Source organism: Pseudomonas proteolytica (genome assembly GCF_007858275.1).
GTDB classification, from domain to species: Bacteria; Pseudomonadota; Gammaproteobacteria; order Pseudomonadales; family Pseudomonadaceae; genus Aquipseudomonas; species Aquipseudomonas proteolytica.
This window is the reverse complement of the sequence record NZ_VFEV01000026.1, coordinates 15506-37082: the sequence shown is the minus strand read 5'-3', so window position 1 is coordinate 37082 and position 21577 is coordinate 15506. Positions and strand designations below refer to the sequence as shown.

Sequence of the window (21577 nt, the reverse complement as noted above, 5' to 3'; positions counted from 1 at the left end):
CATGTTCAATGACATTGGTCGCCTCGGTAAATACCTCGGTCAGGCCGCGCGCCTGATGGTCGGCATGCCCGACTACGACACCTACGTCGAGCATATGCAAACCAAGCACCCGGACAAGCCGATGATGGACTACAAGGCGTTCTTCCGGGAACGCCAGGAAGCCCGTTACGGCGGCAAGGGCGGGCCCAAGTGCTGTTGAACCCATAGGCTTGGGCCTATGTGATCCCTTGTGGGAGCGGGCTTGCCCGCGATGGCGGACTGTCAGTCAGCAGCGATGTTGAATGTGAGATCGCAATCGCGGGCAAGCCCGCTCCCACATTTGTTTTAAGTTTCCTCAAGGAGAATATTTTTGTCCTCTCCCATCCCCGTCACCGTCCTCAGCGGCTTCCTCGGCGCTGGCAAGACCACCTTGTTGCGTCATCTGCTCAAGGCCGAACACGGCTTGAAAATCGCCGTGATCGAAAACGAATTCAGCGACGCCGGTATCGACACCCAGTTGCTGGGCGATGAGCCGGTGCAAGTCATGACCCTGTCCAACGGTTGCGTGTGCTGCACCATCCACACCGACTTGACCAAAGCCCTGTACCTGCTGCTCGAACGCCTGGACAGCGGCGAGATCGCCTTCGACCGCCTGGTGATCGAATGCACCGGCCTGGCCGACCCGGCTCCGGTGGCCCAGACCTTTTTCATCGATGAAGAATTGCGCGAGCGCTACATCCTCGACGGCATCATCACCCTGGTGGACGCGGCCCACGCCGAACACCACCTGACCCAGACCATCGCCCAGGCGCAGATCGGCTTTGCCGACCGCCTGTTGGTGAGCAAGCGTGACCTGGTGGACGACGCCAGCTTCGACGCCCTCTGCGAGCGCCTGACCCGCATCAACCGCCGTGCGCCGATCCGGGTGGTGGAGCACGGCAAGATTGACCTCGCCGAGTTGCTGGACGTGCGTGGCTTCAACCTCAACGCCGGCATGACCTTGCGCCCGGTCAGCCAGGCACCGTCCATCGACCGTATCTCCAGCCTGGTATTGCGTACCGACCAGCCGCTGGATATCGACCGCCTCAGTGAGTTCATGAACGAACTGCTGGAGGAGCACGGCAAGCAACTGCTGCGCTACAAGGGCGTGCTGAACATCGCCGGGGAAGACCGGCGCATGGTGTTCCAGGGCGTGCTCAAGCTCTACGGTTTCGATTGGGATACTGAATGGGCCGAGGGCGAGGCGCGGGAGAGTGTGATTGTGTTTATTGCTGACGAATTGCCCGAAGAGAAGATTCGCGCGGGCATCCAGCGGGTCTACCAACCCTGACCTGAAATACAGTCAAAAATGTGGGAGCGGGCTTGCTCGCGAAGGCGACCTGTCAGTTGATGCATGTGCCGACTGATACACTGCCTTCGCGAGCAAGCCCGCTCCCACCTTTTGATCTGCATTCCAAATTCAAATCGGCATAAAAAAGCCCGGCTCAAGAGCCGGGCTTTTCATTCAAGCAACTGCAATCAAGCGCCGTACACCGGCAGCTTCTTGCAGATGGCCTTGACCTTCTCACGTACCGCGTCGATCACGGCTTCGTTGGACAGGTCTGCCAGGATGTCGCAGATCCAGCCAGCCAGTTCCTTGCACTCTGCTTCCTTGAAGCCACGAGTGGTCACGGCCGGGGTGCCGAAGCGCAGGCCCGAGGTGACGAACGGCGAACGTGGGTCGTTCGGTACCGAGTTCTTGTTCACGGTGATGAAGGCTTTGCCCAGGGCAGCGTCAGCATCTTTACCGGAGATGTCCTGCTTGATCAGCGACAGCAGGAACAGGTGGTTTTCAGTACCGCCGGAAACCACGTCAAAACCGCGCTCGATGAACACACTGGCCATGGCCTGGGCGTTTTTCACCACTTGTTGCTGGTAAGTCTTGAACTCAGGCTGCAACGCTTCCTTGAAGCAGATCGCTTTAGCGGCGATCACGTGCTCCAGCGGGCCACCCTGGGCGCCCGGGAATACCGCGGAGTTGAGCTTCTTCTCGATCTCGGCGTTGGCGCGCGCCAGGATCAGGCCACCACGTGGACCGCGCAGGGTCTTGTGGGTCGTGGTGGTCACGACGTCAGCGTAAGGCACTGGGTTCGGGTAGACGCCAGCGGCGACCAGACCGGCCACGTGGGCCATGTCGACGAACAGGTAGGCGCCAACCTTGTCGGCGATTTCACGGAAGCGTGGGAAGTCGAGGATCTGCGAGTAGGCAGAGAAACCGGCCACGATCATTTTTGGCTTGTGCTCGACCGCCAGGCGCTCGACTTCGTCGTAGTCGATCAGGCCATTGCCGTCGATGCCGTACTGCACAGCGTTGTACAGCTTGCCGGAGGACGAAACGCTGGCGCCGTGGGTCAGGTGACCGCCGTGGGCCAGGCTCATGCCCAGGATGGTGTCGCCGCCTTGCAGCAGGGCCAGGTAAACGGCCGCGTTGGCTTGGGAGCCGGCGTGTGGCTGGACGTTGGCGTAATCGGCGCCGAACAGTTCCTTGGCACGGTCGATGGCCAGTTGCTCAACCACGTCGACGAACTCGCAACCGCCGTAGTAGCGCTTGCCTGGGTAGCCTTCGGCGTACTTGTTGGTCAGAACCGAACCTTGAGCCTCCATCACCGCAGGGCTGGTGTAGTTTTCCGAAGCGATCAGCTCAATGTGCTCTTCCTGGCGCACAGCTTCTTGCTCCATGGCGGCAAAGAGATCGGCGTCGTACTTGGCAATAGTCAAATCACGGCTGAACATGGCGGTCCTCAAGGATCGGGGGCAGAAAAGAGGGGCATTCTAACCCAATGGGTTTTAGATGGCATATGAAAGGACATCATGTCGCGGACAAGTGGCGCTCATCCAGAGATGGATGGCGTATTTGAGGGCCTCATCGCGGGCAAGCCCGCTCCCACATGGGAACGCATTTCAATTGTGGGAGCGGGCTTGCTCGCGAAGAGGCCATCAGCCTCACCGCAAAATTTCAGTCAAACATGAACAGCGCATCATTGCTGAACTGCGCCTCAAACCGATTGGCCGGCATCGGCCGCCCAAACAGATAGCCCTGCACCTCGTCGCACCCGTGTTCACGAAGGAAGTCCAGTTGCTCATGGGTTTCCACGCCTTCGGCGATCACCGCCAGGTTCAGGCTGTGGGCCATGGCGATGATTGCGCGGGCGATCTGCGCGTCCTGCTCGCCGGACGGCAGGCCGTCGACGAAGGTGCGGTCGATCTTGAGCACGTCGATGGGGAATTGCTTGAGGTAGTTGAGCGATGAATAACCCGTGCCGAAGTCGTCCACCGCGATGCTCAGGCCAAGGTTTTTCAGGCTGGCAAGGATCTGCAGGGCCTCGTTGACCTCGCGCATCAGGATACTTTCGGTCAGCTCCAGTTCCAGGCACGCCGGCGGCAGCCCGGTTTCCTTGAGGATGGTAGCGATCCGCGTACCCAACTGCCCGTCCGAGAACTGCCGGGCCGAAATGTTCACCGAAACCTTGGGTACCCGCACCTTGTTCTGGTGCCAGGTCTTGAGTTGGCGGCAGGCCTCGTCGATCACCCAGTCGCCCACATCCACCACCAGGCCCAATTCTTCCAGTACCGGGATGAAATCCCCCGGCGGCACCAGCCCGCGCCGTGGGTGGCGCCAGCGCAGCAGGGCTTCGGCGCCGGTCAAACGTTTGCCATCGCCACTGAACTGCGGCTGGTAATACAGCACGAATTCGTTCTGGTCCAAGGCATGGCGCAGGTCGCTCTCCAGTTCCAGGCGCTCCAGGGCGCTGGCGTTCATGTCGGCCTGGTAGAACTGGAAGTTGTTCTTGCCGCGCTCCTTGGCGTGGTACATCGCGGTGTCGGCGTTTTTCATCAGTTGGCTCAGTTCGTTGCCGTCCTGAGGGCTCAGGGCGATACCGATACTGGCGGTGACAAAAAACTCGCGGCCTTCAAGCACAAACGGCTTCACCAGGCTGGCGAGGATCTGCTCGGCCACGTGGATCGCCCGGTTCAGCGCCATTTCGCGGCTGACCCGCGGTTGCAGGAGCAAGGTGAACTCGTCACCGCCCATGCGCGCCACGGTGTCGTCTTCGGCCACACAGCCGAGCAGGCGGGTGGCCATTTCCTTGAGCATGCGATCGCCGGCGGCGTGGCCCAGGGAGTCGTTGATCGGCTTGAAGCGGTCGAGGTCGAGGAACATCAGCACCACCCACGACTTCTGCCGTTCGGCCGACTGCAACGCGGTGTGCAGGCGATCCTGGAACAGGGTGCGGTTGGGCAGGTGGGTCAGAGCGTCGTAGTAGGCCAGGCGGTGGATGCGTTGCTCGCTGGCCTTGCGCTCGCTGATATCACTGAAGAAGCACACATAACTGGCCAGGTCGCCTTCATCATCGAGTACGGCGGTAATGCCGACCCAGGCCGGGTAATGTTCGCCGCTGCGGCGCTTGAGCCACACTTCGCCTTCCCAGGTGCTGTGCTGGTGCAACTGCTTGAGCACGTAGCGCAGGTGCGCTTCCTGCTGTTCGTCGACGGTGAGCATGTTCGGCAACTGGTCGAGGACGTCGGCCACCGCATAACCGCTGACCCGGCTGAACGCTTCGTTGGCCTGCACGATATAGCCGGCCGGGTCGGTGATCAGGATTGCCGAGGTGGAATGCTCGAATACCGTGGCCGCCATGCGCAGGTCTTTCTCGGCGCGGCGTTGCTGGCTGATATCGCGACCCACGCCGAGGATGCCTTCGAACGCGCCGTGCTCGTCCCACACCAGCACCAGGCGCAGCTCGATCGGCACCTTGCGCCCATCGGCCCGCAGGCAGTCGAACAGGAACAGTTGGGTCTGCACGTCATCGCGCAGCAGGGCCAGGGCTTCGGGCTGGTCGAGGGCGCGGCTGACCCGTTCTACCAGGGTGTAGATGCCGGTCAGTTGTTGTGGGTTGGCGATGGTCGATTGCCAGCCGTTCTTGAAGATCCAGTCGACTTCATAGCCCAGTACTGCATTCACCGACGGGCTGACGTAGTTGAGGGCCAGCTTGCTGTCGGTGGAGAAAATCACGTCGCTGATGCTTTCGGCCAGCATCCGGTAGCGCTGCTCGCTGTCGCGCAGGGACTCGCTGGCTTCGATCTGGTCGGTGATGTCCTTGGCCACGCCGATGATCCGCGTGACCTGGTCGGTCTTGTCCCGGGCCAGGGCCTGTTCGCGGATCTCGAAGCGCCGCCACTGGTTGTTGCGGTGCCTAAAGCGCAGCTGGCACTGCAACTGTGCCAGGTAACCGGCGGCGCGCTGTTGCTGGCGCAGTTCGTGGTAATACTCGGCGTCTTCGGGGTGCAGCAGGATCTCCCAGAAGTACTCGCCCATCTGTTGCAGTTCGTGCCGGTTGTAGCCCAGGGTATGGCCCAGGTGGTGGTTGCTGAAGATCATCCGCTGGCTGATCACATCCTGCACATACAGGTGATCCGGCACGGTACGCACCACGTCCGACCAGAAGCCTTCGCGCTCCACCAGCGACAGTTCGATCAGCTTGCGGCTGGTGATATCGCTGATGCTGAGGATCACTGCCTTATAGTCGTGCTGTGCTTCCGGCAGGCGCATCACCAGCCACAGGTACTGGTCGTTGCCGTCGATGTCGCTGAGTTGAATCTCCAGCTCCAGCTGTTTTTGCTGGGTCAGCACGGCTTCCAGCACTTGGTAGCCAATGGCGCTGGTGTTCAGCGCGCAACCGTCGATCAAACGGTCCCAGGCCTGTTCGCAGGACGCCACATTCAGCAGGCGCACCGCCACCTGGTTGACTTCAGTGATACGCAGTTCCTTGAGCAGATGCTGGCGTTGCTCGGGGCTGTTTTGCAGCCAGTCCTGCAACTGCTCGCGGGTGTGCAACTGGGCCTTGTCGAAGAACCCCCGCAGGCCCGACAGGTCGAGCACGCACAAGGCCACGCCGGTGCCGTCGAAGATATCCTGATAGCGGCGCCGGCCTTCGTTGACCTGGCGCTGGCGGCGGCGCATGTTCAGCAGCACCAGCACCGGGATCAGCGAAAAGGCCAGGCCCAGCAGGCACTTGCCGATAAACGCCGGCAGCAGTTGCTCCAGCACGGCGGCGCGGTCGAACAGGCCGCGCAGTTGCCAGTCGCTTTTGCTCAAGGGGGTGACCAGTACGGTTTTATTCAGTTCTTCCGGGGTCAGCCCGGACGACCATTGGCTGGGCATGCCGCTGTCGCGACTGACAATCCGATGGTTCAACTGGTTTTCAATCGCCCACATCGGGCGCGGCCCCTGGCCGTCCTGGCGCGTCAGGTTGGCCAGGTAATTGGGGGCCAGGCGCAACGCCCAGTACATTTTTGCGCCGCCACTGGGTTGGTGCAGCAGCAAGTAGATGACGGAGCCGTCGCTGTTGTTGCTCAGGTAATAGGACTGGGCATGGCTGCGCTTGACCAGTTCTTCGAGCCAGGCACCGTCCTGGCTGTTGTCGGCGGTGTCACTGATGATCGCGCCGCTGGGGGCGAGCAGGGCGACGCTGCGTAGTTCCGGCAGCGAGCGTTGCAAGCTGCGCACCAAGGCCTGGTGCTGTTCTTCGTTGCGTGGGGGCTCGACAATCGGCAGCAGGTTGAGGGCGATTTGCGCGCTCAGGGCCATGTTCAGGCTGATCTGTTCGGCCAGGTCGGCGCTGTAATTGATGGTGTATTGCTGCTGGTTCTTCTGGTTTTGCTGCAATTGGTCCAGCAGTTGCCAGAACAATAGCGCGAGCAGCAACAGGACCAGCGTCGCCAACGCGCCCTTGAGGGTTCCGTGCAGGGGGGCGCCCGGCGCAATATGGGCTGCGCGCAACGGGCTTGGCTTTGTTACGTTGGTCAAGCTGTGATCCTGCGGTTTGGCTGTACTGGCGCGCGACGTGCACTATAAGCCGGACGCCCGAAGGGCGGCTAGCATGCCTTGAGTTGTGGCAAAGTGCCAGCGCCGCCTGGCAGGACTATAAGGCCGGGCCGGTACGGATCAACGCATCCGCCAGTTTGAATAGAATTGCCAGTGCAAAGCAACTAATAACCACAGACGCCGTGCGGTTTATGTTTTGCGGGGTCAACCAGGCATGCCCGCTGCGCTTGATACGCGCACCGAAGAGCACCCAGGCGCAGCCTACCGGGATCACTACCGCGGTGAATTGCATGACGAACTGCCCATACAAGGCGGTATCGGCAAAGGTTTGCACGGGCACGATGAACGACACCACCAGCAAGCCCTTGGGGTTGATCAGCGTCAGCAAAAAGAATTGCCGGCGCGATACCCGCGCGCCCGGTATAGCGGGCAGGCCGACGGTGGGCTCGCGCCACAGGCAGTACGAGGTCTTGGCCAGATAACAGATCGAGACAAACTGCATCACTTTCAGGCACCAGGGCGCGCTGGCACCCATATGGCTGAGCAGGTAGCCCCAAAATGAAATCTGCAGCAGGTAAGCCAGGCATTCCAACAAGCTCAAGGTCCAGGCCCGCCTGAAACCAGAAAGCACCCCAGAGCGCAATAACAGGGTATTGGTCGGCCCCGGCATTAATAGCAGCAACCCAAGTGCAGACATGACGTTGAGCATGAAGGCTGTCTCCCAGGACAGTCAGGGGGTAGGGCGGTTAGTCCAGCAGGTAGATTTCGACACGCTCTTTTTGCGCCCCGATGTTATTGCGCTTGAGGCGGATCTTGCCGATTTCGCCGGTGGTGTTCAGGTGCGTACCGCCACAGGGCACTTGGGAAAACCCGTCGATGTGCCAGCAGCGGCGCAAGCGCGCGGTGTCGGTGAAGCGGCTTTCAATGGGCAGATCGGCCGCGACCAGCGTTTCGACTTCCTGCAGGATTTCGGGAAAGTACTGGCTGACATTCTCTGCCAGGGTAAAGTCGATCCGCGCCTTGGTCTGGCCTATGTGGGCGCCGATTTTCTGCAGGTCGGGGAATTTCTTGTAGAACAGTTCCAGCACGATTTCCGCGGCGAAGTGTAACCGCATCAATGCGTAGCGCCGAGGCCAGTCGATCGTTACGTTGACCTGGTCGCCAACGGCAAAGTCCGGGTCCTGGGCCAGGGCATAGATGATCCGCTCACCTGCCACCGTGGCCTGGCTGACCTCAATGCGGTTGATCGTACCGTGATCAGACTCCTGGCCGCCCGACTCGGCAAAAAAAATCGTCGGGCTGATCTCCACGTTACGCCCCTCGATACTCAGCACACGAGCGTCCAGGGTCGAAAGGTAAGGGGTGCTCCAGAATGCGCGTTCCATATGACTTAGCTGCCTTGTTCACTGAGGGCGGTTAAAAAAAACGAGTAAAAGCGTGGAAAGTCGTCTTCGAAAAAAAAGTGCCCGCCTGGTACGCACTGGCTCTGAAAGGTGGCACTGGTGTAGCAACCCCACTCGTCGAGGCGATGGGGGTCGATCAACGGGTCGTCATAGCCATTGAGGGTATGCAGGGGGACCGGCAAGGGTCGCAGGAAGCGGTAGGTCAGTTGTTGGTTGAGCGCCAGGTCGGCCTTGAGTTTCTTCACGGCGGTACGGGCGAAACTGCACGCAGGGTCCGGTGGCAACGGCAGGGTGCTTTGCGCTCGGATGTGCGCCCATAGCTGCTGATCGTTCATCGCTCCCAGTAACGGGGAATAGCCGGTATGGGGCGGCATGCGCCCGGAAAGAAGCAGGTGGGTGGGTAAAGGGTGGCCCCGTTCGGCCAGGGCATGGGCGATATCCAGTGCCAGGCCGGCGCCGAAGCTGTGGCCATAGAAGGCAAACGGAAGTGTCAGCGCTTGCAGCTCGGTGACTATGGCATTGATCATTTGCTCGACACTGAGCGCTGGCGCCTCCTGGATACGTTCCTCACGTCCAGGCAGCCTGACCCCCCAGGCCGCGATGTCGATGCTGTGTAAGGCGTTCAACCCGAGGAACGGCGCCATGCCTCCACCGCCATAGGGGAAGCACAGCAATATGCGTCGCTGGACGGCGGCGTGCCCTGTGTGGAACGGTGCGAGCCAGCGGGGCTGCGCCAGGGTTGTGTGGTTCATGGCGTCCCTCTCATCCAGTGATCTCGAACAGGCCTACCGCCGGATGAAACATGTGTGACGTCGTCAGTGAACGGTGTTCTGGTGTGGCGGGATAGGGGATCGTCATGGCATTGGTCACGGTCACCCCCCCGATTTTTGCCAGTGACGCCTGGGTGGTGTGCAGGTCACCGACCTTGAAGGCCACGTGATAGATACACGCCTCCACGTCCACCAGCAGCCGGCTGACCACGCTGTCGGCGCGAAAGGGTTCGACCACTTCGACGATCTCACCCGCCGGAGAACGCAATTTGGTGATGAATACGCCAAAGGTCTCGATCGGTTGCCGATGAAACAGCACCTCGAACCCCAGGGTCTTGAAGAACGCTGAGGTTTTTTCCGTGGATCGGGTGGCGTAGGCGATATGGTCGATCGCCAGGTACGAGGGCTGTTCCATGGGCGATCCTTGTCAACTGGCCAGAGGCTTGAGGTCCAGGCCGCTGAGGCTCCTGTTCGCCACGCGGTTTTGCTGGTCGGTACAGGTCCCGGCAACTTGCACCACGCCGAATTTGTCGAGGCGATACTCGCCACCAAACTCTTTCACATAGTCGGTGCCGGGGTAGACCTTCACCCGCCCTGGAACATAGCGCGCCACATACCCCAGGCGGGTTTTGTCCGACGTCGAGTTGGGCAGCGAGGAGTGCATCAGCATCGAGCGGAAGATCACAAACTGCCCGGCTTTCATCACGATCGGCACCGCTGCGGCTTCGTCCGGTTGCCAGGATTTGTCTTTTTGCAGGGTGCTGTAGTCGTAGCCGTTGAAGCCGCGGGCGTATTGGCCCTTGACCACATCTTTATTGGCGACCGGGTCGAACGTCATGCCGATGGACTCGTCGTAGTTCATTTTTTTGTGGGTGCCTGGAATAAACAGCATGCAGCCGTTTTCCGGGGTGGCGTCGGTAAAACCGGTCCACACGTTGATGGCGCCGCCGAATGCTTCATCCTCGGGCCAGACCAGTTGGGGTTCCCCGGAGGCATGGCCGAACGTGTCCGCCTGGTGCCAATCGGTGCCTTCATTGCCGGGATATTTGGGAATGAACTCGCTGCGCCAGCAGATTACGTCCGGGCCCAGGATGCTTTTGAGGCGGTGCACGATCTCTTTGCGAAAGACATGACGGGTCAGCAATTCAACGTCCAGGTGCCGGTCGTAATTGGTGATCGCCACATCCAGGGGCGCGTCATAGGGCGCGTGCGTACGGTTGAACAATTGCGCCCGTACGGTTTTATGCAGTTGCATCATTTCTTCAGGCTCGTAGAGCGTGAAGGGCCCGATAAAGCCGTCCCGGTCGAATTGCTGATGCTCCTGTTCCGTCAACGAAAAGTCAGTGATATCCATGTCGGCTCCTAAGAGAGGTTACTGAGGTTTTCATGCGCTACGTAGTACTGCACCCATTCCTGCAAGGTGTTCAGCCGGGCGACTTCATCGAATGGGGTTTTTCTGCCAAGGGTCTGGTTGATTCGCGTGTGGGCCATGACGACGCTCAGGGATGAGGCGCCATAGGTATAAATGGAGTTTTCAGGCCGCAAGTCGCGGGTGCCCAGGATGCTGGACCAGGCTTCCAGCACCGCGGAGCCTGCAGGGTGGGGCGCAATATGAACGGCCTGTTCGTCCGCCAGTGATTGCAGCGCGCGTTTATCCACCTTGCCATTGGCCGTCACCGGCAGTTCGAACAACCGATGGATGCGCGATGGCAGCATATAGGGGGGAAGCCGGCTGGATAGCAGGCTCAGTAACTTGCCTTCGTCGGTATCCGGCCAGCCATGCTGGAACACAATGAAGGCATGCAGGCAGCTTTCCAGAGGATTCATGGCGCGGGCCAGCACCACCGCTTGGGCGATGCCCGGTAACTGCATCAGCCCCTGTTCGACCTCGGCGAGCTCGACGCGGTAGCCGTGGATCTTGACCTGTTCGTCGATGCGGCCCTGATAGCGGAAAACCCCATGTTCGTCCTCGATCACATAGTCGCCGGTACGGTAATAGATACCTTCTGGCAGGCGCAGGAAACGCTTGCGGGTCAGTTCGACGTCCAGATAGCCGAGGGCCAGGTTTCGTCCGCCGAGGAGCAACTCGCCGGATGTGCCGGGTGTGACCTCTCGAAGGTCGGCATTGACGACTTTGGCGTAAACCTGGCCGAGCAGATGGCCAATCGGGATGACCTGCGCCTGGGCATCCTTGAGTGTGCCCAGGCTATGCCAGGTGGAAAACACGGTGTTCTCGGTCGGGCCGTAGCCGTTGATGAGGGTGATGCCTGGGTTGGCCGCCAGCAGCGCCCGGGCATGCACCGGCTTGAGTACTTCGCCACCGACGTACAGCACCCGCACTGCGGCGAGCATGTGCAGGCGGTGCTGCGCCACCAGATGAAACAGCGAGGTGGTCAACAGCAGCACGTCGCACCGGGCTTTTTGCACCGCCTCGCAAAGGGTCTCGATATTGAAAGCGGGTTTGTGCAAGGTGACGCAGGCACCTGTCAGCAAAGGGACCCAGACCTCAAACAACGCGGCGTCAAAGCCGATCGAGGAGTGATGAACATAGTTGCGCGCCAGGCCTTGAACTTGCCGCTGTACGTTCTCCACCAGGTTCAGCAGCCCATCCTGGCCAATCAGCACGCCTTTGGGGACGCCAGTGGTGCCGGAGGTGAACATCACCGTGAGCGGATCGATGTCCATTGGATACGGCCGGGTGGGCCGGCGAAAGGCTGGACCTTGGGCGCTAAGGGCGCCGCTTTCGTCAAGACGCAAGTGGGTCAGGCGTGGATCTAAATTGACTGCTTCGGGCTGGTCGAGCAGCAAAACATGGTTGCAGCCCAGTTGATCAAGCTGCGCGACGATGCGCTTGGCGGGGGTGCCGGGATCGATGGCAACATAGGCCAGCCCCAGCTTGGCGCAAGCCAGCAGCGTCACCAGATAGTCCAGGCAACGATTGGCGACCAGCGGCAGGCATGGGGTATCGGCCAGGCCCCGCTGGGTCAATTGCTCGCATAGCCCCAGTACTCGCTCATGCAACTGTTGATAGGTAATCGACGCGTCTTCAGCGACAGCCGCGACCGCGTCGGGCGTCACCGTGCAAATCGATTGGAACTTGCGAAACACCCGGGTCGTGGACCGATTATGTGCGTTCATCGGCTGGCCTGCGCTGTGTCGCGGGTCAGAAAACAGCTCATGGCCTGGTACAGCTGTTCATGGCCGTCGACAAAGTCGTGATGATGTCCGGCCGGGTCTTCGATCAGTTGGCAGTCAGGCAGCCACTGCGCCACGTATTTTGAAGACGCAGTGTCGGTGTAGCGATCGTTGCTGCCACACCAGACCAGGGTGGGTGTCTTGACGGCCTGGGCGGTGCTCGCCACTTCCAGGCTCGCCAAGTGGTTGAGGAAGGTCAGGTATTGGTGAAAGGCCTGTAGCTCGCGCAAAGGCCGGACCTGTTGGTAGCGGTAGTCGCTGGGGGTATAGCTGCACGCGGTGTGGATCAGGCTGACGGCTTCATACACTTGGGCCCAGTTCCCCTGCGCGATCGATTGCATCATGCGTTCGACGTCGCGTTCATACTGGCTCTTGGCAATTTCATCGCCCCTGAGAAAGTAGGCGCCGTTGAGCAATAGCAATTTGCGGCAGGCACCCTGGGTCGCGGCCAACAGCGCCAAAGGTGCGGAAGAGCAGTAACCCACCAGAGCATCCAGGCATACGCCCTCAGGCAGCGCAGTGTGCAGCTGCGTGAAAAAATCGCTGACCCCCGCGCTCGGTGTCAGTTGCGCTGTGGAGGCATAGGACAGCAAGGCGTCACTTTCCAGAATGATCACATTGAAGCGGCTGATGAAAAACAATGCGGCGTTCTTCATGTAGAAACACTGCGTGCCCACTGGCGACAACAGCAGCAAGGTCTCCCGGGCCGGATCAATTGGCAGGCTCTGTACACAGATCACCTTGCCGGCGCGCGGCAGGTTCAGGGTCAAGGGGAACAGGCTGTGCATGGCGTACCTCATCAGGCGTAATGGGCCGCCGTTGCCGGCTGCAACTGATCGATGATGGTTTGTTTGCACGGCTTTAGGAAAAACTGCTCCATGTTGATATTCGCGCCAAACGCCTCATTGACCCGGCCGATCAATTGAATGGCCGTCAAGGAGTTCGCGCCCAGGTCGAATATGTCCTCGGCATTGGCGACGGGCCTGCGGAAGAACTCTTCGAAGAGGGTGTCGAGTGCTTGTAGGTTCATGGTTCACCTGTGGTTTGGTCGGTGAAAGGGGCCGGTCGCCCGGCCCGTCGGTACGCTTTAGGCCGCGGCGCGGCTATCCTCGGCCTGGAGGAGAGTGGCGTCCAGCAAGTCCCATAACGCTTCCAGGTTATTGAGGAAATCATCGGCGCCCTGGACGATTGCCGTGCTGTTCTCGGCGCTGAGGACTGACCCTACGGCTTCGATGGCATTCTGTTCGTGCTGGCATTCGGCGCCGGTTTCACCGTAGTGCTCCAGCAGGTAGTGCATGGCCGGCTCGTCGAAGCTGGCGCGGTACAGGCCGCTATCAATCAGGCAGGCTTTTTCTCCGGGTATCAGTTGGCGATTGGAGATGATCTCCAGGGCCAGCGCGGTGCCCAGGCTTTTGTACACATCCTGGGGCGCCGTCGATTTGCGTGCTTCAAAGGTGTGGATGGCTTTTTTGGTTTGCGGCATCAGGCCGGTGGCAAAGTCGTAACCAGGCAGTTGGCCGAGCAACTTGTCGGAGCAACGCTTGAGCATGGACTCGATATGGGCCTGGTCGGACAGGTCGTCGAACAACGCCTTGCCCGGCACTGAACGGTTGATGATATGCCCGGCCATCATCGCCAGTTCCGGGCCATGGTTTTCCTCGCTGTCGACGATTTCCTGCAGCAGATGGCTTTCGGTGGGCAGGCCGATCTGCTTCAGGCCTTCAGGCAGGTTCCAGCCCGGGCGGGTGGCATCGCAAAAGCTGCGTATATGGTGGAACAAGGCGCCGATAGCTTCGGTTCTGGGGTTGACCCGGGCCCAGTTGTGGAAGATGGGGTGGCTGTAGCAGCGATGGGTTTTGACACGGTCCACAAGGGTTTCTATACGCATGATCGATCTCCCAAGGATTGGTTACGACATAGGGTTCCTTACTGCTTTAAAGGAAGGGTGGTGCTTTAGTGACCGACAATCAGGCGACTGCCCGACAGGCCGGGTTTACTGATGGTCACGTCCATGAACCCAGCCTGTTCGAGCAGCGCTCGCCAGCCTTGCTCAGAAGGAAACCGTCGATCCATGAAGTGGGTATGTAAAAACGTGAACGCCAGCGAATAGGCGTTGTTTTGCCAAGGCGTGTCGTCGGGGATGGCGTCCGCAATCACCAGTTTGGCGCGGGGGGATGCGCCCTTGATGGCCGCCAGCAGGCGCGGCAGAACCTGGCTTTGCGTCGGGTTCAGGTCATGGAACACGAAGCCTGCGTGAATGACATCGACGTCCTTGAGCAAGGCCGGATCGTTGATAAGGCTTTCAACCGGTGCATGAATCACCTGGATCCGCTGGCTCAGGCCTTTGCCTTCAATGATTTCCCGGGCTTTCTGGCAAGCGCTGGCACTCAGGTCTATGCCAATTGCCGTGGCCTGTGGCAGTTGCTCAAGCAGGCGGATCAGCAGGCCGCAAGTGCCTGAGCCGAAATCAATGATTTTTTGCGGGTTGGCTTGCAGGATTTCCTTTTCGGCATGGGGATAAAAGTCGGTCGCCCCCATCCATTTGGACGTCCTGGCCACGTGCTCACCATTGCGTACGTAGGTGTCGATAGCACCCTGCATATCATTGGCGAACTGCACAGGGTGTTCGATCAACGGCGCGCAGGACTGCAAGGCCCACAGCAGGTAGCCGCAGTTGTTCACCGCCGCTGGCAGTTCGGCGGTGCCCTTGTAGCTTTCGGGGTCAGGGCCAGGCGCGGCCAGCCCCAGCTTGCATAGCGCGTTGAGGTAGGACACGACGAAATGGTGCTTGGCGCCGCTCAGGTCTACGACCTGTTGCGCATCGAAGGGCTCTGCTTGCAACAGCAGCTCGACAACGCCCAAACGTGCGCCCATTTCCAGGAAAATCGACTTTCCAGCCAGGTTCTGCGCCGAATCCACGGCGGTTGCTGAAATGACCTCTACCACGACTACCTCCTTGTTGTGCGGTAAGCACTCACTTTTAAGTTTTGCGGTCGAAAAAGTTTTCCAGTGCAATAGCGGCCTTTATCAAGTGCTTGCGCACCAACTCCTCGGCGCGGTCCAGATCCTGGTGGGTGGCGGCCTCGACCATCGCCAGGTGTTCGTCCTGTGACATGTGCTCACGGCCCATGGCAGACAAGTGAAAGCGCAGGTAACGATCCTCCACGGACAGTTGTTTCTCGACCAGTTGCAAGAACTTGGCATGAGGCGTCTTCCCGTAGAGGCACATGTGAAAACGCTTGTTCAGCACCCCCAGTTGGTCCATTTCCGTTTCGTCATTCATCTGCTGGATCAAGTCCCTGGCCATCTGCAGATCTTCGTGGGTCAAGTAGGGAATCGACTGCCGTATGGCGGCCGGTTCCAGTGCCAGGCGGATCGCGTAGTTATCAAGGCCATCGGCCTTCGATATCTGCGTCACGATCGCGCCTTTGTAAGGCACGAAATCCACTAGCGCCTGTGCCTCCAGTTTCTTCAGCGCTTCTCGAACCGGCATGCGACTGACGTTGAAGGTCTGCGCCAGCTCCTCTTGGCGCAACACCTCTCCGGGAGGGAGCCGGCCCTCCAGGATTGCCTGCTTCAGCACCTGTTCAATCTGCTCGCTTGCTGTTCTGTGTTGAATCTCACCCAGGTCACTAAGCCGTTTGCTTTTCAAATCTACTACTCACTACTATTCAGACGAAGCAACCAATATCCATTGGATATTGGTTTAGCATCGTATTTTCGATTGTGCAAGTTTGTTCCTGTCACGGCTCGAAAAGTCGACAAGCGAGGTGGCGGTGATGAGTGTTTCAAGCAAGCGATGGAGTGCGCGCAGTGGCCTACCCGTGGCTTGGTGGAGCCTGATCAGCACAGGAGCGAGTGCAGCGCTGATAGGGTTTATCAGTACTTTTTTTATTGTGCTGCAGGGTTTTTACAACGTAGGGGCTTCACCCAGCCAGGCGGTCAGCGCCCTGGCGGTCCTGTGTCTGTTTCAGGGAGGGCTGGGGATCGCCTACTCCTTGTTAACCCGAAAGCCGTACGCGTTTGCGTGGTCGACACCGGGGTCGGCGATCCTGCTTGGGTATAACCAGCCCCTGGTTGGGTTTGGTGAAGCAGTCGGTGCCTTTTTCATGTCCGGGGTACTGATGCTGGCGCTGGCCGTGGTACCGAACATTGCCCGCTATATTGAAAAAATACCCGCCAGCCTGTCATCGGCGATGCTGGCGGGGGTTTTGCTCTCACTGTCCACCTCGTTTGTACCGGCCTTTGAGCGCTACCCCTTGATCATGGGAGTGGTGGCCGCCCTTTGGTTGGTGCTGTTTATCTTCAAACCGTTATTCGCCTTGCCGGTGACGCTTTGCGCGCTATTTGCCTATTTCCTGCTCCAGCCACCGCTGGCACCGGTGGTGGAGGCTTCAGCCCTGACGTTTGAGTGGGTAGTGCCGGTCTTCACCTTGTCCTCGTTTATCAACCTGTCCATCCCACTGTTTGTGGTCACGTTGTTTTCACAGAATATTCCCGGCTATCTGATTTTGCGTAATAACGGCTACACCAGCCATTTCCCCGGGATGCTGTTCGTCACCGGATTCGCCACCAGTTGTGCCTCCCTGTTCGGCTGCCACAATCTCAACCTGGCGGCGCTGACGGCGGCCATGTGTGCCGGGCCCTTGGCCTGCGAAGACAAGTCGCAGCGGTATATCGCCAGTTGTGCGGCGGGCATCAGTTACTGGGTCATGGCGTTCTTTGCCGCCGGGTTGGTGAGCCTGTTATCGGTCATTCCTTCGGCGGTTGTGCTGGCGCTGGCTGCACTGGCATTGTTCAGCACGCTGGCGGACGCCCTGAGGGACGCGCTCAAAAGTGATCTTTATTACCCGGCTGTCGCCACCTTGATGATCACCGTGTATTTCCCCGACTTCTTCCATGTGTCTTCTTCATTTTGGGGGTTGGCGCTGGGGTTTGTGTTCTATCTGGCCTACAGCAGGAAAAAGCGCGGCTGAAAAGCACCTGTCAACCTGCCCGCCGCCGCTGACTTAGGTTAACCTTGATCATTCGATGTGCTACGTACAGCGCCATGCCGCTACGCAGGCCCTGTTCTCATCTTTTTACGAGGTCCATATTTTGGCTCAATACGTTTTCACCATGCATCGGTTGGGCAAAGTTGTTCCACCGAAGCGGGAAATCCTGAAAAACATTTCGTTGTCCTTTTTCCCGGGCGCCAAGATCGGTGTGCTCGGCCTCAACGGTTCGGGTAAGTCCACGCTCCTGAAAATCATGGCTGGCGTCGACACCGAGTTCGAAGGCGAAGCCCGCCCGATGCCCGAACTGAACATCGGCTACCTGCCGCAAGAGCCGATCCTGGATCCGTCCAAGACCGTGCGTGAAGTGGTCGAGGAAGCCGTCAGCGTCATCAAGGACGCCCAGGCCCGCCTGGACGAGGTCTATGCCGCCTACGCCGAGCCGGATGCCGACTTCGACAAACTGGCCGCCGAACAGGCCAAGCTCGAAGCCATCCTGCAGGCCGGTGACGGTCACAACCTGGAACGCCAGCTGGAAGTCGCCGCTGATGCGCTGCGCCTGCCGGCGTGGGACGCCAAGGTCGAGCACCTGTCCGGTGGTGAAAAGCGCCGCGTGGCCTTGTGCCGCCTGCTGCTCTCGGCCCCCGACATGCTGCTGCTCGACGAACCGACCAACCACTTGGACGCCGACTCCGTGGCCTGGCTGGAACACTTCCTCCATGACTTCCCGGGCACCGTGGTTGCGATCACGCACGACCGGTACTTCCTGGACAACGTCGCCGGCTGGATCCTGGAACTCGACCGTGGCGCGGGTATCCCTTACGAGGGCAACTACTCCGGTTGGCTGGAAGCCAAGTCCGACCGTCTGGCCGCTGAATCCAAGCAGCAGTCGGCCCATGAAAAGGCCATGAAAGACGAGCTGGAGTGGGTGCGCAAAGGCGCCAAGGCCCGTCAGTCGAAATCCAAGGCCCGTCTGCAACGCTTCGAGGAAATGCAGTCCCAGGAATTCCAGAAGCGCAGCGAGACCAACGAAATCTACATCCCGGCCGGTCCGCGCCTGGGTGACAAGGTCATCGAGTTCAAGAACGTCTGCAAAGGCTATGGCGACCGCGTGCTGATCGACAACCTGTCGTTCTCCATGCCTAAAGGCGCCATCGTTGGCGTGATCGGTGGTAACGGTGCGGGTAAATCCACGCTGTTCCGCATGCTGATGGGCAAGGAGCAACCGGATTCGGGCACCATCGAAGTCGGCGAAACCGTGCAACTGGCCTGCGTCGACCAGAGCCGCGAAGACCTCGACGGCAGCAAGACAGTGTTCCAGCAGATTTCCGACGGTTCCGACCAGATCCGCATCGGCAACTATGAAATCCCGTCGCGCACCTATGTCGGCCGCTTCAACTTCAAGGGTGGCGACCAGCAGAAGTTCGTCAAGGACCTGTCCGGTGGTGAGCGTGGTCGCTTGCACCTGGCCCTGACCCTGAAAGAGGGCGGCAACGTCCTGCTGCTCGACGAACCGTCCAACGACCTCGACGTTGAAACCCTGCGTTCCCTGGAAGAAGCCCTGCTGGACTTCCCGGGCGCCGCGATTGTGATCTCTCACGATCGGTGGTTCCTTGACCGCGTGGCGACACACATCCTCGCGTACGAAGATGACTCGCAAGCAGTGTTCTTCGAAGGCAACTACACCGAGTACGAAGCCGATCGCAAGAAGCGCCTGGGCGAAGCGGCTGCCCAGCCGCATCGTGTACGGCACAAGAAACTGGCCTGAATCGGGTCGGTGGTTTGAAAAGCGGAGCCTTCGGGCTCCGTTTTTTTTGGGCGCATTTCAGGTACGCCGAGGTGACTTCATCGCAGGCAAGCCAGCTCCCACATTAGATCGAGTACCTGCGCTACAACACGATCAAATGTGGGAGCTGGCTTGCCTGCGATAGCGGTTTAACTATTGGTGCATTCCCCGAGTTGAAATCCCTGTTAGGGGGCAGAAAATCAGGGTTATTTATATCCAATGCACCATTTAAATTCACAAAAGCGACATTTTGCCCTGTCGCGGTGCGACATGAATTGATAAAGTCCTGGGCAATTCGCCATTAACGACAATAAATCTGCCGAGACTTTTCATGATCGAATCCGTCGAATCCTTCCTTGCCCGCCTCAAAAAACGCGACCCGGACCAGCCGGAATTCCACCAAGCTGTGGAAGAAGTCCTACGCAGCCTGTGGCCTTTTCTTGAAGCCAATCCCCACTACCTGACTTCGGGCATCCTCGAGCGCATCTGCGAGCCGGAGCGGGCCATTACCTTCCGGGTATCGTGGGTCGATGACCAGGGCAAGGTCCAGGTCAATCGTGGTTTCCGTATCCAGATGAACAGCGCCATTGGTCCCTATAAAGGCGGCCTGCGCTTCCATCCGTCGGTCAACCTCGGGGTGCTGAAATTCCTCGCCTTCGAGCAGACCTTCAAGAACTCCCTGACCTCGCTGCCCATGGGCGGCGGCAAGGGCGGCTCGGACTTTGATCCCAAGGGTAAGAGCGACGCCGAGGTCATGCGTTTCTGCCAGTCGTTCATGAGCGAGTTGTATCGCCATATCGGCGCGGACGTGGACGTACCCGCTGGCGACATTGGCGTGGGCGCCCGGGAAATCGGCTTTCTGTTCGGCCAGTACAAGCGCCTGAGCAACCAATTCACCTCGGTGTTTACCGGTAAGGGCATGAGCTACGGCGGCAGCCTGATCCGCCCCGAGGCCACCGGTTTTGGCTGTGTGTACTTCGCTGAAGAAATGCTCAAGCGCCAGGGCCAGCGTGTCGAAGGCAAGCGCGTGGCGGTTTCTGGCTCGGGCAACGTCGCGCAGTACGCGGCGCGCAAAGTCATGGACCTGGGCGGCAAAGTAATTTCCCTGTCCGATTCCGAAGGCACCCTGTATTGCGAAAGTGGTTTGACCGAGGAGCAATGGTCGGCGTTGCTGGAGCTGAAAAACGTACAGCGCGGGCGCATCAGCGAATTGGCCTCGCGCTTCGGCCTGGAATTCCGCGCCGGCAAGACCCCGTGGGAACTGGCCTGCGATATCGCCCTGCCATGCGCGACCCAGAACGAACTGGACGCCGAAGCCGCCCACCACCTGTTGCGCAACGGCTGCATCTGCGTGGCCGAAGGCGCCAATATGCCGACCACCCTCGAGGCTGTGGATATCTTTATCGACGCCGGCATCCTGTTCGCACCGGGCAAAGCCTCCAATGCCGGCGGCGTGGCGGTGAGTGGCCTGGAAATGTCGCAAAACGCCATGCGCCTGCTGTGGACCGCCGGTGAAGTGGACAGCAAACTGCACAACATCATGCAATCGATCCACCACGCCTGTGTGCACTACGGTGAGGAAAATGGCCGGGTCAACTACGTGAAGGGCGCGAACATCGCGGGCTTTGTGAAAGTGGCCGATGCAATGCTGGCCCAGGGCATCGTCTAAGCCATAACGCTGATCCACTGTAGGAACTGGCTTGCCATCGCTGGCACGCCAGTTCCTACAGAGGTGTTATTGGCTGCGATAGGCCCGTGCGGCGTCGCGGTCCTTCTCTTGCTGCCAGGCGCGCTCGCGCTCGTCCCAGTGGCGCTCCCGGTAGTCCTGCTGGTCCTCGCTCTCGCGCATGGCCTTGCACTGGCGAAAGCCATCCTCCCAGCCTTCGGCGTAGGTGCGGTCCTTCACATAGCGTGGGACGTCCTTGCGAAACACCCCAGTGATCACCCCGGCCGCCTGGCGCCCACTGCCGCAGCCATCCTCAAAACCGTCGGCGAAGGCCGGTGGATAACCCCTGGCCAGCAACTCCTCGTGGGTGGTCTGGCACCCTGAAAGCGCCATCACCACGCCCAGCATCACAGCGAACCGCCACATCTCATACTCCCCGGCCGTTGAGCGGCTGATAAGGGAAGTCTAGAAGGGGATTCGTCGGGGAGATGTGAAAGCTGGGTGAGCTATTTGTTTGGACGACATATTTTTGGTGGCAAGCCCGCTTGCCACAGGGGGTTATGTCGTGGGTTGGGTGAGAGCGGCGTGTTCGGCCAATTCCTGCTGGATGAATGCGCTGATCATCGCCCGGTACACCTGTTCAGTGACGTCGGGGTTGGCGCCAAGGGTGTGCGATAGCTCGCGAACCTTGTTGATGACTTGTTCGACACGCTGGGGAGCCTTGACGCCATCGCTGTCTTTTTTGAAGCGCGCGGCCTGGGAGACGAAACTGCCGCGTTCGGCCAGCAGGGCGACGATCTGGCGGTCCAGGCGGTCGATGTTTTCCCGGACTTGTTCAAGGGTGGTGCAGGTGACGGCCATGTCGTTAGAACTCCTGTAGGTATGGGGTAAACACGGACTAAAAATGTGGGAGCGGGCT

The 21577-nt window shown here is 59.7% G+C and carries 20 protein-coding genes; 5 read left to right on the top strand and 15 right to left on the bottom strand.

What is annotated here, in order from left to right:
* The first annotated feature begins 1 nt into the window (after position 1).
* Together FIV38_RS18790 and yjiA are read left to right on the top strand one after the other, a co-directional pair.
* Positions 2 to 199: a YbdD/YjiX family protein gene (locus tag FIV38_RS18790; RefSeq protein WP_029292120.1), complete on the top strand. Its 198-nt coding sequence runs from the start codon at positions 2 to 4 to the stop codon at positions 197 to 199.
* Between the two features lie 150 nt (positions 200 to 349).
* Positions 350 to 1309 (top strand): GTPase, encoded by a 960-nt coding sequence (gene yjiA / locus FIV38_RS18780; RefSeq protein WP_092230537.1) that lies wholly within the window; start codon positions 350 to 352, stop codon positions 1307 to 1309.
* A gap of 188 nt (positions 1310 to 1497) precedes the next feature.
* Here the strand turns inward: yjiA and glyA are convergent, their stop codons facing one another.
* The 13 genes from glyA to FIV38_RS18715 form a co-directional block, all read right to left on the bottom strand.
* Positions 1498 to 2751, bottom strand: coding sequence for a serine hydroxymethyltransferase (gene glyA / locus FIV38_RS18775; RefSeq protein ID WP_029292115.1), 1254 nt, complete (start codon positions 2749 to 2751; stop codon positions 1498 to 1500).
* A 223-nt stretch (positions 2752 to 2974) separates the two neighbouring features.
* Complete coding sequence (locus FIV38_RS18770) at positions 2975 to 6826, bottom strand: bifunctional diguanylate cyclase/phosphodiesterase (protein ID WP_092230534.1); 3852 nt, start codon at positions 6824 to 6826, stop codon at positions 2975 to 2977.
* A 115-nt stretch (positions 6827 to 6941) separates the two neighbouring features.
* Positions 6942 to 7553: a LysE family translocator gene (locus FIV38_RS18765; protein ID WP_092230532.1), complete on the bottom strand. Its 612-nt coding sequence runs from the start codon at positions 7551 to 7553 to the stop codon at positions 6942 to 6944.
* Between the two features lie 37 nt (positions 7554 to 7590).
* Positions 7591 to 8229, bottom strand: a complete 639-nt coding sequence (locus FIV38_RS18760; RefSeq protein WP_092230529.1) for an alanyl-tRNA editing protein — start codon at positions 8227 to 8229, stop codon at positions 7591 to 7593.
* A 5-nt stretch (positions 8230 to 8234) separates the two neighbouring features.
* On the bottom strand, positions 8235 to 8999 hold the full coding sequence (locus FIV38_RS18755) for a thioesterase II family protein (RefSeq protein ID WP_092230526.1): 765 nt from the start codon (positions 8997 to 8999) through the stop codon (positions 8235 to 8237).
* Positions 9000 to 9009: 10 nt separating this feature from the next.
* Positions 9010 to 9432 carry a VOC family protein gene (locus FIV38_RS18750; RefSeq protein WP_070994157.1) on the bottom strand — a complete coding sequence of 141 codons (423 nt, stop codon included), beginning with the start codon at positions 9430 to 9432 and terminating at the stop codon, positions 9010 to 9012.
* Positions 9433 to 9444: 12 nt separating this feature from the next.
* Positions 9445 to 10371 carry a chlorinating enzyme gene (locus FIV38_RS18745; protein WP_070994156.1) on the bottom strand — a complete coding sequence of 309 codons (927 nt, stop codon included), beginning with the start codon at positions 10369 to 10371 and terminating at the stop codon, positions 9445 to 9447.
* 8 nt (positions 10372 to 10379) lie between these two features.
* The gene (locus tag FIV38_RS18740; protein ID WP_139273514.1) at positions 10380 to 12155 is read right to left on the bottom strand and encodes a non-ribosomal peptide synthetase; all 1776 of its coding nucleotides are present in this window, start codon (positions 12153 to 12155) and stop codon (positions 10380 to 10382) included.
* Entirely contained in the window at positions 12152 to 13000 is an 849-nt protein-coding gene (locus tag FIV38_RS18735; RefSeq protein WP_092230523.1) for an alpha/beta fold hydrolase, read from the bottom strand. Before FIV38_RS18735 ends, FIV38_RS18740 begins: the two co-directional genes overlap by 4 nt.
* Before the next feature lie 11 nt (positions 13001 to 13011).
* The gene (locus tag FIV38_RS18730; RefSeq protein WP_029292099.1) at positions 13012 to 13242 is read right to left on the bottom strand and encodes an acyl carrier protein; all 231 of its coding nucleotides are present in this window, start codon (positions 13240 to 13242) and stop codon (positions 13012 to 13014) included.
* Between the two features lie 57 nt (positions 13243 to 13299).
* Complete coding sequence (locus FIV38_RS18725) at positions 13300 to 14100, bottom strand: hypothetical protein (RefSeq protein WP_092230520.1); 801 nt, start codon at positions 14098 to 14100, stop codon at positions 13300 to 13302.
* A 65-nt stretch (positions 14101 to 14165) separates the two neighbouring features.
* On the bottom strand, positions 14166 to 15158 hold the full coding sequence (locus tag FIV38_RS18720) for a class I SAM-dependent methyltransferase (RefSeq protein WP_029292095.1): 993 nt from the start codon (positions 15156 to 15158) through the stop codon (positions 14166 to 14168).
* Between the two features lie 34 nt (positions 15159 to 15192).
* Positions 15193 to 15864, bottom strand: a complete 672-nt coding sequence (locus tag FIV38_RS18715) for a GntR family transcriptional regulator (protein ID WP_029292093.1) — start codon at positions 15862 to 15864, stop codon at positions 15193 to 15195.
* Between the two features lie 127 nt (positions 15865 to 15991).
* On the opposite strand from FIV38_RS18715, the gene FIV38_RS18710 reads away from it, so the two are divergent.
* The 3 genes from FIV38_RS18710 to gdhA all read left to right on the top strand — a co-directional run bounded on the left by FIV38_RS18710 (position 15992) and on the right by gdhA (position 20661).
* A complete protein-coding gene (locus FIV38_RS18710) occupies positions 15992 to 17188 on the top strand; it encodes a benzoate/H(+) symporter BenE family transporter (protein ID WP_070994152.1) in 1197 nt (398 codons plus the stop codon).
* Positions 17189 to 17309: 121 nt separating this feature from the next.
* On the top strand, positions 17310 to 18974 hold the full coding sequence (ettA, locus tag FIV38_RS18705) for an energy-dependent translational throttle protein EttA (protein WP_029292090.1): 1665 nt from the start codon (positions 17310 to 17312) through the stop codon (positions 18972 to 18974).
* Positions 18975 to 19323: 349 nt separating this feature from the next.
* Entirely contained in the window at positions 19324 to 20661 is a 1338-nt protein-coding gene (gene gdhA, locus FIV38_RS18700) for an NADP-specific glutamate dehydrogenase (RefSeq protein ID WP_029292088.1), read from the top strand.
* Between the two features lie 66 nt (positions 20662 to 20727).
* Here the strand turns inward: gdhA and FIV38_RS18695 are convergent, their stop codons facing one another.
* Positions 20728 to 21084, bottom strand: coding sequence for a hypothetical protein (locus FIV38_RS18695; protein ID WP_092230517.1), 357 nt, complete (start codon positions 21082 to 21084; stop codon positions 20728 to 20730).
* Between the two features lie 132 nt (positions 21085 to 21216).
* Entirely contained in the window at positions 21217 to 21519 is a 303-nt protein-coding gene (locus FIV38_RS18690; protein ID WP_092230514.1) for a chorismate mutase, read from the bottom strand.
* Between the last annotated feature and the right edge of the window lie 58 nt (positions 21520 to 21577).